We start from the raw sequence: 16,533 nt of genomic DNA on the forward strand, positions 1-16,533 counted from the left end.
TTCCGCGCACCTACGGTCCGCTCAACCGGTGCGGCTCACCCGCCGGGCCGCCGACACGATCGGGTCGGTCTCGTCGTCGAACTCGCCGATGACCTCCTCCAGGAGGTCCTCCAACGCGACGATGCCGACGACGGCGCCGTCTCCACCGACCACCAGGGCCAGCTGGGAACGACGGCCACGCATCGATTTCACCGCCTCCAGCACCCGGGTCGTGGCCGCCAGCGTCGCCGGCTCGGACATAAGGTCGACGGCGGTCGCGGGGCGCTCGAAGCTGGTCGCCTTCGACGCGTCGCGGATGTGCACGATCCCGACGACGCGTCCGTCGACGCCGGTGACCGCCAGCCGGGACCGGCCGGTCTCCGAGCTGCGGACCTCGACGTCCCGGGCCGAGGCCGTGGCGGGGACGCTGACGATCCGCTCGGCGGGCGTCATGACCTGCTCGATGGTGGTGGTCTGCACCTTGAGCATGGCGCTCAGCAGCTCGTGTTCGGCCGCGGCCAGGGTGCCGTGCTCCCGAGACGCCTCGATGAGCATCCGCAGCTCCTCCGGCCCGTGGACCTGAGCCAGCTCGTCCTGCGGTTGCACCTTCACCAGCCGGAGGCAGGCGTTGGCGAGTCCGTTGAGGGCGGTGAGGAACGGCCGGAAGACAGTGGTGAAGGCGATGAACGGCACCGCGAGCAGCTGCGCGGAGGTCTCCGGATGGCTGATCGCCCACGACTTGGGCGCCATCTCGCCGATGACCACGTGCAGGAAAGCGACCAGCGAGACGGCCAGGATGGCGGCGACCACGATGGACGCCTCGGCCGGGATCCCGACGGCGACGAAGGCCGGCTCCAGCAGGTGCGCGACGGTCGGCTTGGCCAACGCGCCCAGACCCAGGGTGCACAGGGTGATCCCCAGTTGCGCGCCGGCCAGCATCATCGACAGCTGCCGGCCGCCGGCGAGCGCCGCCTTCGCCCCGCGCGATCCGTCGGCGGCGGCGGCTTCGAGCCGGTGCCGCTTGGCCGCCACCAGGGCGAACTCGGCGGCGACGAAGAAGGCGTTGAACGCCAGCAGCAGCAGCGAAACCAGCAACGACCATCCGGTGCTCACGCGGTCACCTCACCGTCGACGACGCGGACCATGAGGACCTGCTCGGGGACGTGCCGTCGCACCGAGCGGACGGTCAGCCGCACCCGACCCCGCGGCTGCGGGTCACCGGCCTCGTCGACGACCGGCGACAGGCCGACGGTGACCTGCTCGCCGGCCGACGGGATGTGACCGAGGGCTGCCATGACCAGCCCGGAGATGGTGTCGTAGGCGTCGCCCTCGGGCAGCGGCACGCCGGTGCGTTCGGCGACCTCGTCGATGCGGGCGCCGCCGGGCAGCAGCCACGACCCGCCCGGGGCGGCCTCGATGCCCAGCTCGGGCAGGTCGTCCTCGTCGCGGATGTCGCCGACGAGCTCCTCGGCGACGTCCTCCAGGGTGGCGACGCCGGCGAAGCCGCCGTACTCGTCGACCACCACGGCGAGCTGCCGGTGGGCGGCCTTGAGGCGTTCGAGCAGGCCGGGCAGCGGCAGGGAAGCGGGCACCAGGACCGGCGGGTCAGCCAGGTCGCCGACGGTGACGACGCGGCGTTGTTCCGGGGCCAGCCGGACCACGTCGGCGATCGAGACGACCCCGACGACGTCGTCGACGCCGGCGCCGGTGACCGGGAAGCGCGAGTGGCCGGTGTCAAGCAGCTCGACCACCCGCAGCGCCGGCTCGCCGGCGGGGATGGTGACGGTGTTGACCCGGGGCACCATGACCTCGCCGGCGGTCCGGTCGCGGAACTCGAGCCCGTGGTCGAGCAGCCGGGCGCTGTCGGCGTCGAGGGCCCCGCGGGCGAACGCGGTGGCGATGATCCGGTCGAGGTCCTCGGCGGTGGCGCCCTGGGGCAGCTCCTCGACGGGCTCGATGCCGACCCGGCGCAGCAGTTTGTTGGCTGTCGCGTCGAAGACCCGGATGAGCGGACCGGCGACGGCAAGGTAGATGAGCGTGGAGCGGGACAGCGACCGGGCCAGGGCCTCCGGTTTGGCGATGGCGAGGTTCTTGGGGGCCAACTCGCCGAGGACCATCTGGACGATGGTGGCGAACAGCAACGCCACGATCATCGACACGGTCAGGCTCGTTTTCTCCGAGAGGCCGGCGGCCCCGCCGAGCAGGTTGGCCAGGCCCTTGCCGAGGAACGGCTCGGCGACATAGCCGGCGAGCAGCGCGGTGACGGTGATCCCGACCTGGGCGCCGGAGAGCACGAACGAGAGCCGTTCGGTGACGCGCAGGGCGCGGACCGCGGCGGCGTCGCCGGTGTCGGCCATGGCACGGAGCCGGCCGCGGTCGACAGCGACGTAGGCGAACTCCTGGGCGACGAAGTAGCCGGTGGCGACGGTCAACATGATGATGACCGTCAAGCCGATGGCGATCAGCACCGGACGTCACCGCCGGCGGCGCGGAAGCCGACGGGGGCGCTCGCGGCATCGTCGCGAGCGAATTCGGTTCGCCGGTCGATGCCCGGCCCGGTACTGGCGCCAGCGGCGCTACCATCAGACACGAATCGGACACTAACACGCGCAACTGTACGGTTGCTGTGCGCCCAGCACGGGAGGTCACCCGCATGCGTCAGCTGCTCCGTATAGGCGAACTGGCCGCCCAAGCGGGAGTCAGCCCCCGGACCGTCGACTACTACACGCAGCTCGGTCTCCTGCGGCCGGCCGAACGCACCGACGGCGGCTTCCGCATGTACGAGCCCGCCGCGGTGGACGTCATCGGCACCATCCGGCAGTTGGAGAGCCACGGAATCCACCTCAACGACATGACCCAGGCGCTCAACGCCGAAACCGACGGCGACGTCAGCCGCGCCCTGGCCGAGCTCGACGTCGATCTCACGGCGCTGCGTGACGCGGTGGCCGCCGCGGCCCCGCACTCGCACGCCATCCTGGAGCTGATCACGGCCCGCGCCCACGCGCTCATCACCGCTGGCATCGAAATCATCAACTCGCCGCTGATCTGAGGAAAGCGGCGAATGATTCCCCGGTTCCGCCGCTGATGGCGTGGCCGCAAATCGCGGGTATGCTCGGAAATGGATTCATAACACGGTCGTCCGACCGTTCCTAGGCAGCTATCGCGCCATCACAGGAGCAGCGCACGGAAATCACGCGCGCGAGACGCGACATGGCCCGTCGCCCATCCTCGCTTCACGATCTGCTCCATCGCTGTTCAACAGGGCTTTCTGCCCGCGGCAGCGGCCCTTATCCAGTCCGCAGGGAGATCGCCCATGAGCGCTGTGCTCACCGCAAGACCGCCGGAGCCCGTCGAGCCGGCGACACCCGTCAACGCCCCCAAGCCGCTGCTGGCGGCGCCGCAGTCCCGCCTCGCCATCGCGGTGCTGTGGCTGTTCGTCCTCGTGCCGTTCGCCGCCCTGGCCGCGGCCGTGCCGGTCGCCTGGGGCTGGGGCATGTCGCCGCTTGACGCCACCATGGCCGTCGTGGCATATCTCATCAGCGGTTTCGGCATCGCCGCCGGCTACCACCGCTACTTCACCCACGGGTCCTTCAAGGCGCCCCGCTGGCTGCGGGTGACGCTCGCCGTCGCCGGTTCGTTGGCTATCGAGGGCAGTCCGACGCAGTGGGTCGCTGACCACCGCCGGCACCACGCGTTCGCCGACCGCGAGGGCGACCCGCACTCCCCGTGGCGGTACGGAGCCAGCATCGGGGCCCTGGTCAAGGGGCTGTTCTTCGCCCACGTCGGCTGGCTGTTCAACCGTGAGGTGAGCAACCGTGACCGGTTCGCCCCGGACCTGGTAGCCGACCGCGACCTGCGCGTCGTCGACCGGTTGTTCCTACCGCTGGTGCTGGTGTCGGTTTTCGCGCCCGCGCTCATCGGCGGCCTGGCGACCATGTCATGGGCAGGGGCGCTGACCGGCTTCTTCTGGGGCAGCCTGGTCCGGATCGCGCTGCTGCACCACGTCACCTGGTCGGTTAACTCGATCTGCCACGTCGTCGGCGACCGGCCGTTCACCAGCAAGGACAAGGCCACGAACTTCTGGCCGCTGGCCATTTTGTCCTTCGGCGAGAGCTGGCACAACCTGCACCACGCCGACCCGACCTGCGCCCGACACGGGGTGCTGCGTGGGCAGATCGACCCTGCGGGGCGGCTCATCTGGATCTTCGAGAAGCTCGGCTGGGCCACGGACGTCCGGTGGCCCGACGCGGGACGACTGGCCGCCAAGACCATCACCCGGTGATCCGCAGGGTCGGGCCGCGCGAGGCGTAGCCCTCGGCGCGGGAGGCGTCCGCGCGGAGGGCGGCAGCAGATCGGCCGCCGACGTCCTGAGATAGGGGTGGTCGCCGTCCAAGAGCGCAGCCCCGGTTCGAGACGCGCTGGAACGTTCTCCGCGCCCTCACCGGCGCCGGGTTCGTCCGGCTGGGCTGGGCGCTGACCCTGCCCGTCGCCTGAGGGCAGAGCCGCGCCCGGCTGGGCGTTCGCCCGGGCCACTGCACAGCGAAGCGTGCGGTAAGCTCACGCCGGCTGACGGGTCGGCATGAACGCGTCAGCTGAGTAGTGTCGACGCTGAGTAACCTCCAGAATTCGCCCGGGCTGCTAGCTCAATGGCAGAGCAGTGGACTTTTAATCCATTGGTTCAGGGTTCGAGTCCCTGGCGGCCCACAAAACACCAGGTCAGGGCACATGTTGGCCCGCCAGCAATTGCCCAGAATCGCAAGTACAGCAGCAAAGTACAGCAGCGAGGTCACTCGCCCACCTCCTCGCCGAGACTCGCGCTCAGCTTCTTGAGCGCCGACCGGGTGGCGTCCGAGGTCACCTGTGTATAGATCTCCATCGTGATCGCGAACTGGGCGTGCCGCAGGATCTCCATGGCCACGCGAGGGTGCACGTCAAGGTCACGGAGCAGCGTCCCGCAGGTACGGCGGGCGTCCCGAACGGTGATCCGCGGCACGCCGGCAGCGTCACAACGTCGATCCCAGATGCGGTTGAAATTGCGCGGCTCCATCGGAGTGCCGAAGCGAGTGGTGAACACGAACCCGAGGTCCTGCCAGGCCGGACCGGCGGCCGTACGTTCCTTCACCTGCGCTTGCTGACGCTGCTCCAACGCGACGGCGCAGATCGAGGGCAGCGGCAGCGTGGCGTCCGAGTTGGCCGTCTTGGTGTCCCGGTGCAGGAGCTGCGTGCCGACCCGTTGGAGCTGGTGCCCGATGGTGAGCTCAGCCGCGACGAGGTCCAGGTCCTCCCACACGATGCCCAACATCTCGCCCTTACGGAGGCCGAGCACCAGGACCATGACGTAGGCGGCGTAGAACGGATCCTGGTCACGACGGGCCGACTCCAAGAACTGTCGCGCGTGCTCGCTCGACCAGGCGCGACGCTTCTTCGGTCGCATCGGCGGAAGCTTGACCAACTTCGCCACGTTCTGAGAGATGACGCCCTCGGTCATCGCCTGGGTCAGAGCCGTGCGCAGGACGCGACGAACTCCCGCCAGCGAGGTGGTCGCTGGGAAGTCCTGGCAGCATCGGCCGAGCGCACAACAGCGACGCTTCTTGACCGGCCGCCGCGCGTCTTTGCCCTGGGCACAGCATTGGCAGGCACGCGCCACGCCGTTGATCCACGTCTGGACGTCTCGCACCTGGAGCTTGTCGATGCGCTTCTTTCCCAGGCCCGGGATCAGGTACAGGCGCGTGGCGACCTCGTAGGTGACGTAGGTGCCCGGGGACAGGTTCGGCCGGACAACGTCCTCCAACCAGCCGGCGAGGTAGGAGGCGACCGTCGGAACTTTGGTCGGCACCGGCCCGGCCTTGGCCGCCTGGTGGAGTCTGAGCCACTTGCCGTGGACGTCGTCGCGGGTTTTGCCGTAGACGTATTTGCGTTGGCGTTTGCCGTCGGGTTTGGTGACCCAGACGTAGGCGGCGTGGCCGTTGCGGTAAGGGAAGATCGATCCTTCGCCGTTGGCGCGCGCTTTGGTGGCCATCAGGCGGCGTCCTGCTCGTGGCGGGCGACCTGGTCGGCGATGTACTCATCGACCCATTCGGGCAGGATGCGCCGGTACTTGCCGTCTTTGATGGACCGCAACTCCCCGGTGGCGATCTTCATTTTGACTTTCGACAGGCCGTAGCCCAGGAGCTGGGCGACGTCGGCGGGTGAGTGCCAACGTGGGGTGATCACGGTCGTGGTCTTCACGGTGGTTCCTTTCAAGCGGCGGCCGGAAGGTCGGCCAGGGTTCCGATCTCGTGGGCGATCTCCTCTCGTGCCGTCTCGTGTCGTATCCGGGCCATCGCCGCCGCAGTGTTGGCCAGGAGAGCGTCGCCGGAGTTGCGCCATCCAGCTCCGGCGAAGGTGAGCGCCCCGACGACGAGGGTGGTTTCCTCGCCTTGGTGGTCGATGGCCCGGACCACGCCGGTGTCGACCTGCTGGTGGTCCTGGTGCTCGTTGCGGCGGAAGTCGATGCGGGCGGCGCGGAGGTTTCCGAAGGTGGTGGAGTAGCGGCGGGCTTTGGTGAAGAAGTGGCCGCCGAAGCCGAGCATGTGCGCCCACCGACGTAACCCTTGGCACGGGTTGGTCGGGCGGGCGTTAGCCGGTTGGGTGTCAAGGCCGCCTTGACGCCGGACGGCGGGTAGAGGCCGACCGATTCGCCAGCACGCGTCGATGAGGCGTTCGACGTGGGTGCCTTGGTCGTCGGCGTAGTTGTTGATGGTGTCGGCGTCCAGGCGGGTGCTGTTGTGGCCGGTGATCTCAGTGGACTTGGTGGCGTACTTGGCCAGGTATCCGGCGGCCATCCCATCGGTGACGTCCCCGTCGCCAGCCAGGTTGAGCGGGCGTAGGTCCAACTGGGTGCCCCAGGCGATGGGCCAGCCGGTGGGGTTGTCGGGGTGCCCGCCGACGGTGAGCCCGATCGTCGTGGCGGCGTACCGGAGAGCGTCGTGCAGGTCGTCGACGCCGATGCCGGCCGGGGGTGGGATCACGGCGTCCAGGTCCCAGGCGTCAATGCCGTCCAGGCGCAGCAGAGCATGGAAGTGGACAACGCCACGGCGCTGAAACTCGGCCACCTTCCCGTGGGAGAGCCGCACTGGGGACAGGTACCGGGCTTTCCCGCTGTTGGTGTAGACGACCACGAACGGAATGCCACGGGTCCGGCAGAGGCGGCGGAGGTGCCGGTCGGCGGCTTGTTTGGTGCGCCGCCACAGTTCTCCGCTGGACAGGTTCCACACGACCTGGTGCTCGTAGTCGTAGCAGTCCGCGCAGACCGGGGTCCCGATCCGGGTGTCGCCGCGTTCGTGGCGGGCGAAGCACACCATCGGCCGCCCGTGCTGGCAGAGCCGGATGTCTTCGGGCCGGCGCGGGCGGCACGGATCAGGCCGGCAGTCGCAGCGTTTGCGGTTGCGGCAGGTGTGCTTGCTGACCTTGTGCGCATGGACGGGTCCGAAGGAAGGGGCGGTGAAGGTGGCGAACGTGGCCGGATGCCGGGCGACGGTTTCGGGGACGCCTTTGCCGCCGATGAGGCCGGCGCGGATCAGTTGGTAGGCGTCGTTCTGATACGTGCGGGCGCACGATGGGCAGACGGTGTGGCGGCGGTTCCCGCAGGCTTTGTAGATCACCCCGTCGGGGAGCTGCTCGGTGTGGCGGGCGTCGCCGAGGGCTCCGTGGAGTTGTAGGGGTCGGGTGCACCCGGCGGCGGCCCGGACGTGAGAGATCCAGGAGTCGTAATCCGGTTGGGTAGCCCGGTAGAACGCGGCCCCATGATCAGTGAGCTGGGACGGCAGAGGCGTGTGGCCGAATGTTGGTAGGTCGGCGTTCGACATCACCCCCCACCTGGTGTTGGGGTGGGGGGTGATGTCCAGCGTCGAACTGGTCACTTCCAACGGCCCATCAGGGGCAGTGGGACACCGCACAGAATGTGCCGACCCAGGCCGGCGAGGATCGCCGATAGGGGTTGGTCGCAGATGCGGCAGGGGTGGGTGCTGTGGCCGGTGGCCACAGTGGTGGTGTGCTGGCCGTGCAGGGTGTCGCAGTCGATCACCTCGTAGGTGACCTCGCGGACGACGACGATGGGGCGGCAGGGGTGGCATTGCTGGGCGGCGGGTTTGACCCGCCCGCAGGAGACCACGGCGAGCGTTGACCCGGCCCGGATGGTGACCGGCTGGTGGCAGGGTCCGCCGTCGACGGTGTGGACGACGGTAGTGGCGGTGTCGACCGGGTCGCCGGTACAGGCGTGGACGGTGTGATGCCGGTCGATGGTGGTGATGGTCATCCGGTGCCGCCGAAACGCTGCTGGGCGGCTTGGCGGGTGATGCCCAGGCGTGAGCCGATCTCGGCCCAGGAGTAGCCGTAAGTGCGGCGGAGGCCGATGACGGCGGTAGTGATCGCCTCATCCAGGACGACGGATAGGGCGGTCAGGTCGCGGAGGGCTTCGACGTCGCCGGCAGCGACGCGCCGGCCGTGGGCGGCGATGATCCGGCGGGTGAACGCCGCGTAGTCGTTGTTCTCAACCACGGTGCGGCGGCGTTGGGGTTTGGGTTGGGTGGGGAGTGTCAAGGTTGTGTTGACGGTGTTCATGCCCGGGCCTCGATCCCGTGCACAGCCCGCAGATGGGCAGCAGCCGCCGCCCGCATGGCGGTGACGACCTCAGTGGCGGTGCGGCCGTTGGTGTCGTTGAAGTCGGCGACGATGGTCCCGAGGTCGGGTAGGCCGCCGAGTAGGTGCAGGCGCAGGGCTGGGCTGTGGGCGTGGTGGTGGGTGCCGAGCCATCCGGCGAACTCGCCGATCGTGTCGTTGACGAAAGCGGGGATGTCCACGGCGGTGCGGACGTCCAGACCGGCGGCGGTGTAGATCGCGCCGATCGCGCACACCGGCGGGATGCCGACGGGGGTGGTGTGGTGGTCGTAAAGGTTCCCGGTGGTCCAGCCGTGGGCGTCGATGACGTCCGCGGCCGTGTTCAGCAGCTGGCCGGCGCACCGGTCGTTTGCAGTGGTGTTTTGGGTAGGGTTCATCGCCCTCTCCTTTCGTAGGTGGTGGGTGAAATAGGCGGCGGCACCCGGTTAGCTGGCAGGCTTCGAGTGGGTGCCGTCGCTTCGGCTATGCGGCTTTGTGAAGGTCGCGGGAACGGCGTGCCCAGGTGGCGTGGGCGGCGATGCGTTTGATGTCCTCGTCGTTGAGGTAGGCGACTTTGATCCGCCGGGGGAAGCCACCTTCGGTCAGGAGGAAGCATTCGCCCTGGTTTTCGGGGGTGATGTCGGCGGCGGAGTAGCCCTGTTCGGCCCATCCTTGGCCCAGGACAATGTTCGAGGTGTTCGTGGTCGTGCACCGGAACGCCGCCCGGTACCCGAACAAATCCCGCAGGCTGGTCGGGATGATGTCGAACGACGGGCGCTGAGTAGCGGCCACCACGGGGATGCCGGCGGCGCGGCCGCGGGCGACGAGGTCCCGTAGCAGGGCGGAGAACTCTTCTTGCTCAGCCTTGTTGCCGAGGGTGGCGGAGTAGAGGGCGATCTCGTCGATGACCACGACGATCACCTCAATGCCATCAGTGGCACTAATCTTGCGACGCCCTTGGGCCAACAGCCAGGCGTATCGGTTGTCCATCACCGCTTGCAGACGGCGTAGGAGGTTGATCGCGTCGGCGAGGTTGGGGCCGATGAACTCATCCGCACAATCCCGGTACAAGCCGAGTTCGACGAGTTTGCCGTCGAGGAGGATGAGACGGGCGTCAGCGCACAGGGCGGCGTGCGCGGTGATCGCGTTCAACAGGCCGGATTTGCCTCCGCCGGGTTCGCCTCCGGCGAGGAGGTTGCGGTAGACCAGGTCCAGATAGACAGGGCGTCCGTGCTCGTCGACGCCGAGGTAGATGGGGTCGAAGATCGACAGCGACAACGCCGGGGACCCGGCCGCCGTCATAGTGGTGGTCATCGCAGGTGCCTCCAAGCAGGCAAGGGGTGGGCGGGACGGCCAGGGCGTGAAAGCCGTTGGTCGTCCCGCACACGCGAAATTTCAGGGGTTAGAGGTCGATTGCGGTGGCGACGGTGGCGAGTTCGTGGTCGCCGTAGGCGGTGCGGACACCGGAGAACGACATGCCGGTGGCCTGCGCCAGTTCGGTGAGCCGGTAAGGGCGGTTCGGGACTGTGCGGGCGTAAGCCAGCAGCGCCCGGGTTTGTGCGTCGATGGCGGTCCGCCAGTCGGTAAGCCGCAGCAGGACGGTCAGGACCGGGTCGGGTCCGGTGTTCGGGGTGTGGTGGACCAGCCGCAGCAACCCGGCCACGTCGTGATCGGGGCGGATGGTCAGCAGGTCGCTGACCGGGCAACGACGCCCAGCGGCCGTCAAGGTCAGGTTCATGCCCGCGCTCCGGTGGCGGTCTCGCCCAACGGGATGAAGTTGATGACCGTCGGGTCAACAACCCCGGCGTCGGTCAAGTACTTGTGGAGCCGGTTGATGCCAGCGGCATCCACGATCGGGGTGGGGGAAGCGACCACGGTGTGACCGTGACCGTTGGCGTGCATAAACGCCACGTAGTACGTGACCTGCGAGTTTTTGGACATGACAAACCACTCCTAACAGGAGAAAGAAAGCGAGAATGGGAGAGGAAGCGAAGATGGGTTGGGGTTAGATCCAGTCGGAGACGTCGTCTCCACCAGGGCCAGGTACCGGATCGGAGCCGGTGTTGCCCGTACGAGGGGCTTTCGGTTTCACCTGCCCACCAGCTGGACTGGTGGGGGTGGTTGGTTGGGTGGGGATGTCGGCCAGGTTCAACGACCCGGTGTTGTCGCCGGCCGGGGCCGGCGGAAGGGCTTCGATGCCTTCGGGGGTGTCTGGGACCGCGACCATGTCGGGTAGCGGGGAGGGGACCAGGGCGGTCAACGCCTCACGGCGTTTGATCTCGAACACCACCAACGCGGCGTTCGACGAAGCGGCCTCAACGGTGACGGCCTTCGCCCAACACGCGGCCGTGATCTTGTCCAAACGGCCCTGTAGGTCCGTCAGGGACAGGCCGGGCCTGAGGTGGACCCAGACGCGTTCGCCTACCGGGGTGGGTTTGGCGGCCAGGATCAGCGGCAGGCTGCCGGTGCGGTTGGCGACGATGAACGCGGTGAAACACACCCGTAGCCGGTGCCGCACCTCGAAACACTTGTAAACCGCGACGATCAAACGCCGCACCGGCGGGACGAACCCGCACACCAAACCCAGGGCGGTCACCACGACCGCAGCGACCGGGGTGGGAGTGTTGTCGACCAACACGGTCCACAACCAACCAAACACGCAGGCGATAACCAGCTCAGGCAGCCACCACCAGATCCGGACGATGACCGGCCAGATCCGCACGAGCGCGTAGACGGGGACAGCTGCCAAGCAGCCGAAGAACAAGCCGACCAACAGGGCAGCGATGGGGTGCGGCCAACGCGAAGCGAAGATCACCGCATACATGGCGGTGACCGCCACAGCGGTCAGGATCGCGGCGAGTTTGGCCCGACGGGCCGACGACGAATGAACCTTCGCCTCGATGACCGAGATGGCGCCGGACTTGCGCCCGAACGAACGCGACGACTTAAACTTGGACACGACGAAGTCCTCCCTTAGGCAGGAGACGGAGTCACAGTGGTGGCGGGGGTCGGCTGGTTGGAAGCCGTTTGCCGACCCCTCGCCGGCAACATGTGGTCACGACCAAGGGGCGTGACCTGCGGGAACAACGGCCCAATGGACCACCCGCACAGAACTGGAACGTTCAGCGGAGCGAAGTCCGCCACATCAGGACATCAACAGGTATGTGCGGTTTGCGGCGCAGCGCAGGTCAGGCCTTGGCCGAAGCCACAGAACCAGAAGCGGTCTTCAAACCCAGCGCACGGAACGCAGTGCCGTTACGACCGTTGGTCGCCCACGGGATGGCTTCGAGCTGCTCGACAGCGATCACGTCGCCCACCTTCACGTTCGGCTTCTCACCAGCCGTCGTGATGGTGATGACGTCACCACCGGAAGCGTCGAGAACGAAAACCTGGGTCGACCACAGCGGACGGCCAGTGTCCTTCTCGTTGCGCTGATTACCGTTCTGATCCTTCTTCGGACCCACCTCCTGCGACACCGTGAACCGCTTACCCGTCATGTCGATGTTGAGCTTCACCCTTGACCTCCTAGGTCGGTGACTTGTTGGCCTGTTGGCTTGTACCAACAACATCTTTGTAGCACGTCTGTCGCGCCTGCGGCAAGGCGTTGTTAGCCTGTTGGTACAAGTTTCTGGAGGACCTCATGACGATCAACCCGGCCGACCCCCGACCGAGGTACCAGCAGCTCGCAGGCCTGATCCGGGACCAAATCCGGTCCGGTGAGCTTCCGCCCGGCACCCGCGTCCCTACCGAGGTCGAGCTTCGGAAGCGCTACGACGTGAGCCGCAACACCGTGCGTGACGCATTGGAGGTCCTCCGCAACGAGGGGCTCCTCATCAGCAGCCAGGGACGTGGTGCCTGGGTGCGCGCTGAGCCGCAGATGCGCTACCACGCTTCGTTGACCGGCTCCCGTACCAAGCGCCTCGAAGCCGAACGGAGGCTGGACACATTCGGGCAGCAGATCCGCGCGCAGGGCAAGGTGCCGAAGCAGGTCAGCACGGTGGAGGTGGCACCGGCACCTGTAGAGATCGCTAGGCTGCTCAACCTCACCGAAGGTGACCAAGTCGTCGTACGCCGCCGTGTGCAGTTCGCCGATGACGAGCCGCTCCAGCTCGGGGACAGCTACTACCCACTCGATCTCGTCCAGGGCAGCAAGATCATGGATTCCGCCGATGTCTTGGAAGGCACCGACCAGATACTGGAAGACCTTGGGCACACGCCCACCAGATACCACGACCAGATCACCTGGCGGATGCCGACCGCGGAGGAGAGCACGAAGCTCCGGCTTGCTCCCGCTACGCCGGTGGGCCGACTCCTACGGACGTCCTACGACCAGCACGACCAACCAATCGAGGCTTACGAGGTAGTCCTACCCAGCGACCGCCACGTCCTGGTCTACGACGTGGACGCCTGATGAACCTCACGATGCCGACCCTGACCGGGCGAACTGTCCGCCTGGAGCAACTGGCCGAGATGCACTTGGGCGACTTGCTATCAGCCGCATGTCACCCCGAGATCTGGATCTACCTCGACGAGCCGGTACCGCAAACGTCCGCTGATATCCGGCGCTTGTATGAAGACGCGATGTGCGAGCAGGCACAGGGAAAGCGGATGCCCTGGGCCATCGTGGATTCCGCCAGCGGGAGAGCCGTGGGAAGCACCAGCTTTATCAACATCCGCCCCAACGATCGCGCCGTTGAGATCGGCTGGATTTGGCTCACACCGGCGATGTGGGGTACAGGGGCGGCTCGGGAGTGCCTACGGCTCCAACTCGGTCACGCGATCGACACGATGGGAGCCGTGCGAGTCGCCTACAAGGCAGACGCCCGCAACATCCGATCGCTGCGGTCGATCGAGGCCGCCGGAGTCGTACGCGAGGGCGTCTTCCGCAACCACCGCATCCTGTCGGACGGTTACATCCGTGACTCCGTCTACTACAGCGTCATCCCGAACGAATGGCCCGCCGTGCGCGACCGCCTGGACGAGATGCTCGCTGAAGCGGACGACCCCCGCCCCAACGTGTGAGAACTTTCTGTACGACTTCAAGGCGGCCCGGCAAGCGGGCCGCACGCGCCGCCGCCAGGGCGCGCGGCTGCTCGTCGCTCGGCCGCTCCTCGCAGCTCGCGCAAACACGCCCGGCGACTGGCGCTTCGCGCACATAGCAGATGGCCCCGGCCGCCGAAGCGACGCGGGGCCCGTACCGGTCAAGCTGGGTGCCGCGACCGCCGGGCTCGACGTGCGCACCAGGTGGGGAATGGCCGGGGTGCCGGACGCAGCCGGCGGGCCGTAGCCGCACGAACGGAAGAAGCCGAGGGCGCGGTGTCCGCCGTGCGCGAGCTACGTCGGCCGGAGCACGCGCCGCCGCAACGCCAGGTCAGATCTGGCACCGGCGAGGGGGTGGTGGCCGTCGAGCGCCAGCTGGCGGATCCAGGAGCCGGGCCGCACCCAGTCGCCGTCTACACCGGCACTGGGGGGCGTCCGAACCGGGCACGGCCCGTAGCCCCTGCGGCAACGCCCGTACCTGCCGACCTTGTTCGCGATGCCGTCAAGCTGTCAGCATTCGTGAGAATCGCCTCAGAGCCCGTCAACAGGGAGTGTCAGCCTCTGACTGAGGTGAGCAGATACTGAGAGAAATGTTGATATGAAAAGTCTTCGTACGCCAGCTTTCCTCGGTGGTGTAGGTGAATGATGGCGCGCCACGGACTGTGCGTCCCTCACCAACAATCTCGAATCCTAGGAGCAGGACGTAGAAAGCAGTCTCCTGACCGGCGGGAACCGTCAGGACCGCACCCTTGACAGGAGTCGGTTCTTCAAACTCAAACCGTCGTAACTGTTCAGCTGTCAGAGGGTAACCCTCTGGAGTGTCTCGAAAGTCGGCTCCAGGTCGCATGCGGGCAATCATTGGGTTACCAAGCTGACGAGCTGTGTCTCCTGTGAGGTCGAATTCTACGCCCCGAAGTTTGACTGGGCCCTTACGAAGCTCGATGAAGACTGTCGAGTCCGTAAACCTAAATCCAACGTTGCGACGGGTCGCCCAAGCGAGAGCGTCTCCCTCTTCCTTTATTTCAGGGCCAGCTGGGCCAGGCTTCAAGAGGTAGTTGGCCACAGAACCGACGCCGCCCACGAGGAGCAGACAGGCTATTATCACCAATAGGCCGCGACGCCGATGTAGACGTCCTCGACGACCAGCCACTGAGGGTGAAGTAGCCTCATTGTCGTCGGAGTTAGTTCTGGCCGTTCCACCTGAATCCCAGCTGGCATCCATTTTTACTTGCTTACCTCACGAACAATCGCGGCATCGCGAATAGTAGCGTTGGAGCCGCATACGAATCCGTCTTTCTTGCTTTTATTAATAAATGTCTTTACATTAGACGCGGTGTTAACCTGAGAGGCATCGAGCATCAGGCCACCCTCCATGTTGAATCCGCCCGCGACCTTGGTGGTAGCTGTTTTCGACACTGTTATGGAGTTTCCAGGGCTGATGCTCGGGTGCCCGATCTTCGGAGCACACCCCTTATTGGCACCAGAGCTTTTGAAATTCTGTGCGCCACCCAAGACCCTGTATGGCCTAAGCTGGCGGACATTGGCGTATACCTCTTTAGGCTTAAAGCACTTCAGAAACCACCAACGCTGCTCCACCGAAGTCCGGACGTAGCCGGTCCACTTGTGTGGCAACTCTGCAACCCCGCCGAGGCCGCTCTGCGTTGATTTCGTAAAGCTTCCTTTGATCTGGGAATTCTTATACTTTAAGTCGAACCCGACTGTCGTTTCGATAGTCCTGGTGTCGTCCCACTTATAAGTCGCTTTAAGCTTTCCCATAGTCTTGACCGCCTGAATTGGCGTTGGGATGGGTGTACCTGAGCTATCAATATCCCAGCGCCAAACGTGAATGCCGACCGATTCCAGGCAAAGCTTCTGCGGATCTGGATCCTTCGCAAGGCGATCGGGGATCGGGCTAGTGTCAGCCCTCAGTAGGACATTGTCGAGAAATTGCTTCCCAATGCCAGCCTCTTCCGCAGGCTCAGCGAAACTCCCGTCCGGAGGTGGAATATCGCCTTCACCGTCGTCATCGGGATCTGGCTGAGGATCATTCTGCCGCGCGGCCTGATTCAATTCTCGATTGGCAATCAAATCGGCAACAGGTCGATCGCCACCTATCGTGCGAATATCAGCCATGGGCATGACTGCCCTTTCGCTCTGGTCTTTTGGCAGAACTACTCGCGCATTGTAGAACATGGCATGGCCCGACTCAACACTGCTGAAGAGAAGCTCAACTAGACCGTCTTCGTCGGTGTAATCAGCGATACTCCGCAGGGCAGGTAGTTCCAGCGTAAACCGGCCTTCCGAGTCCGTGACGACAGCGGCCAATGGAATATCCGACACAGCTCCACCACTCAAAGAGCGATTCGCCATTGTCGCCGTTCCCGGGAAAAGATCCACCTGAACCGTAGCGCCTTTTAGCGGCTTGCCAGATTCATCAACTAGAGCGCCACGTACCGGGAAAGAGGTGCTCGTCTTCGCTGGATCAGAGTCAGTCGTTCTGGTCTTTTGAACAAGTTGACCCACAGCGCCATCCAGCGACAGAATTGCGCCTGTCTTGTCTTTCTGGTCGTAGAGCGGCTCGGCTGCCAAAGCCGGACTTGACGCCACCATCGCCGCAGCAGGCAGAATCAAGGCGCTAATGGTTAGGAGGCTAGTCCAGCGGCGTTGTTCGCGATAACTCAACATACGGAAGTCGGACAACTCTTCTCCTGACATAGGAGTGCGCCAAGACGAGGAAATCCGTCTAAAAGATCTCCGTCCTGGCTGGCCAAGCCAACACGCTACTTCGGTTATAGGCCCATAGGCTCAACATGTCGGATACCCGACACAAGAGAACGGCCCCTCCGTACATCAGCGAAGACCAATCTACTGTACGTT

The 16,533-nt window shown here is 65.9% G+C and carries 18 protein-coding genes and 1 tRNA gene; 5 read left to right on the plus strand and 14 right to left on the minus strand.

What is annotated here, in order from left to right; translation table 11 throughout:
- Positions 1-21 precede the first annotated feature (21 nt).
- Together ABD287_RS01025 and ABD287_RS01030 are read right to left on the minus strand one after the other, a co-directional pair.
- On the minus strand, positions 22-1,092 hold the full coding sequence (locus tag ABD287_RS01025) for a hemolysin family protein (protein WP_344166815.1): 1,071 nt from the start codon (positions 1,090-1,092) through the stop codon (positions 22-24).
- Positions 1,089-2,447, minus strand: coding sequence for a hemolysin family protein (locus tag ABD287_RS01030; RefSeq protein ID WP_344166817.1), 1,359 nt, complete (start codon positions 2,445-2,447; stop codon positions 1,089-1,091). The genes ABD287_RS01025 and ABD287_RS01030 overlap by 4 nt, the downstream gene beginning before the upstream one ends.
- A gap of 185 nt (positions 2,448-2,632) precedes the next feature.
- Between ABD287_RS01030 and ABD287_RS01035 the strand changes: the two genes are divergently transcribed.
- From ABD287_RS01035 to ABD287_RS01045, 3 genes are all read left to right on the plus strand, one after another.
- The gene (locus ABD287_RS01035; protein ID WP_344166819.1) at positions 2,633-3,028 is read left to right on the plus strand and encodes a MerR family transcriptional regulator; all 396 of its coding nucleotides are present in this window, start codon (positions 2,633-2,635) and stop codon (positions 3,026-3,028) included.
- 264 nt (positions 3,029-3,292) lie between these two features.
- On the plus strand, positions 3,293-4,261 hold the full coding sequence (locus ABD287_RS01040) for an acyl-CoA desaturase (RefSeq protein ID WP_344166821.1): 969 nt from the start codon (positions 3,293-3,295) through the stop codon (positions 4,259-4,261).
- 350 nt (positions 4,262-4,611) lie between these two features.
- Positions 4,612-4,683: transfer RNA gene (locus tag ABD287_RS01045), tRNA-Lys, on the plus strand.
- A gap of 82 nt (positions 4,684-4,765) precedes the next feature.
- Here ABD287_RS01045 and ABD287_RS01050 read toward each other — a convergent pair.
- From ABD287_RS01050 to ABD287_RS01100, 11 genes are all read right to left on the minus strand, one after another.
- On the minus strand, positions 4,766-5,998 hold the full coding sequence (locus ABD287_RS01050) for a tyrosine-type recombinase/integrase (RefSeq protein WP_344166823.1): 1,233 nt from the start codon (positions 5,996-5,998) through the stop codon (positions 4,766-4,768).
- Positions 5,998-6,207, minus strand: a complete 210-nt coding sequence (locus tag ABD287_RS01055) for an excisionase family DNA-binding protein (protein ID WP_344166825.1) — start codon at positions 6,205-6,207, stop codon at positions 5,998-6,000. Before ABD287_RS01055 ends, ABD287_RS01050 begins: the two co-directional genes overlap by 1 nt.
- Before the next feature lie 11 nt (positions 6,208-6,218).
- Positions 6,219-7,826: a replication initiator gene (locus tag ABD287_RS01060; protein WP_344167732.1), complete on the minus strand. Its 1,608-nt coding sequence runs from the start codon at positions 7,824-7,826 to the stop codon at positions 6,219-6,221.
- A 50-nt stretch (positions 7,827-7,876) separates the two neighbouring features.
- Complete coding sequence (locus ABD287_RS01065) at positions 7,877-8,275, minus strand: hypothetical protein (RefSeq protein WP_344166827.1); 399 nt, start codon at positions 8,273-8,275, stop codon at positions 7,877-7,879.
- Positions 8,272-8,580, minus strand: a complete 309-nt coding sequence (locus tag ABD287_RS01070) for a hypothetical protein (protein WP_344166829.1) — start codon at positions 8,578-8,580, stop codon at positions 8,272-8,274. The genes ABD287_RS01065 and ABD287_RS01070 overlap by 4 nt, the downstream gene beginning before the upstream one ends.
- Positions 8,577-9,014 (minus strand): DUF6197 family protein, encoded by a 438-nt coding sequence (locus tag ABD287_RS01075; protein ID WP_344166830.1) that lies wholly within the window; start codon positions 9,012-9,014, stop codon positions 8,577-8,579. The genes ABD287_RS01070 and ABD287_RS01075 overlap by 4 nt, the downstream gene beginning before the upstream one ends.
- 85 nt (positions 9,015-9,099) lie before the next feature.
- On the minus strand, positions 9,100-9,930 hold the full coding sequence (locus ABD287_RS01080) for an FtsK/SpoIIIE domain-containing protein (protein ID WP_344166832.1): 831 nt from the start codon (positions 9,928-9,930) through the stop codon (positions 9,100-9,102).
- An 88-nt stretch (positions 9,931-10,018) separates the two neighbouring features.
- The gene (locus tag ABD287_RS01085; protein ID WP_344166834.1) at positions 10,019-10,354 is read right to left on the minus strand and encodes a hypothetical protein; all 336 of its coding nucleotides are present in this window, start codon (positions 10,352-10,354) and stop codon (positions 10,019-10,021) included.
- Positions 10,351-10,557, minus strand: a complete 207-nt coding sequence (locus ABD287_RS01090) for a hypothetical protein (RefSeq protein ID WP_344166836.1) — start codon at positions 10,555-10,557, stop codon at positions 10,351-10,353. The genes ABD287_RS01085 and ABD287_RS01090 overlap by 4 nt, the downstream gene beginning before the upstream one ends.
- 64 nt (positions 10,558-10,621) lie before the next feature.
- Positions 10,622-11,575: a hypothetical protein gene (locus ABD287_RS01095; protein WP_344166838.1), complete on the minus strand. Its 954-nt coding sequence runs from the start codon at positions 11,573-11,575 to the stop codon at positions 10,622-10,624.
- A 229-nt stretch (positions 11,576-11,804) separates the two neighbouring features.
- Complete coding sequence (locus ABD287_RS01100; RefSeq protein WP_425565473.1) at positions 11,805-12,113, minus strand: hypothetical protein; 309 nt, start codon at positions 12,111-12,113, stop codon at positions 11,805-11,807.
- A 143-nt stretch (positions 12,114-12,256) separates the two neighbouring features.
- Between ABD287_RS01100 and ABD287_RS01105 the strand changes: the two genes are divergently transcribed.
- Together ABD287_RS01105 and ABD287_RS01110 are read left to right on the plus strand one after the other, a co-directional pair.
- On the plus strand, positions 12,257-13,027 hold the full coding sequence (locus ABD287_RS01105) for a GntR family transcriptional regulator (RefSeq protein WP_344166842.1): 771 nt from the start codon (positions 12,257-12,259) through the stop codon (positions 13,025-13,027).
- Positions 13,027-13,638 (plus strand): GNAT family N-acetyltransferase, encoded by a 612-nt coding sequence (locus tag ABD287_RS01110; protein WP_344166844.1) that lies wholly within the window; start codon positions 13,027-13,029, stop codon positions 13,636-13,638. Before ABD287_RS01105 ends, ABD287_RS01110 begins: the two co-directional genes overlap by 1 nt.
- A 1,242-nt stretch (positions 13,639-14,880) precedes the next feature.
- On the opposite strand, the gene ABD287_RS01115 is transcribed toward ABD287_RS01110, so the two are convergent.
- A complete protein-coding gene (locus tag ABD287_RS01115; RefSeq protein WP_344166845.1) occupies positions 14,881-16,356 on the minus strand; it encodes a hypothetical protein in 1,476 nt (491 codons plus the stop codon).
- Between the last annotated feature and the right edge of the window lie 177 nt (positions 16,357-16,533).

The sequence above is a fragment of the Pilimelia columellifera subsp. columellifera genome, assembly GCF_039532605.1.
Taxonomy (GTDB): domain Bacteria; phylum Actinomycetota; class Actinomycetes; order Mycobacteriales; family Micromonosporaceae; genus Pilimelia; species Pilimelia columellifera.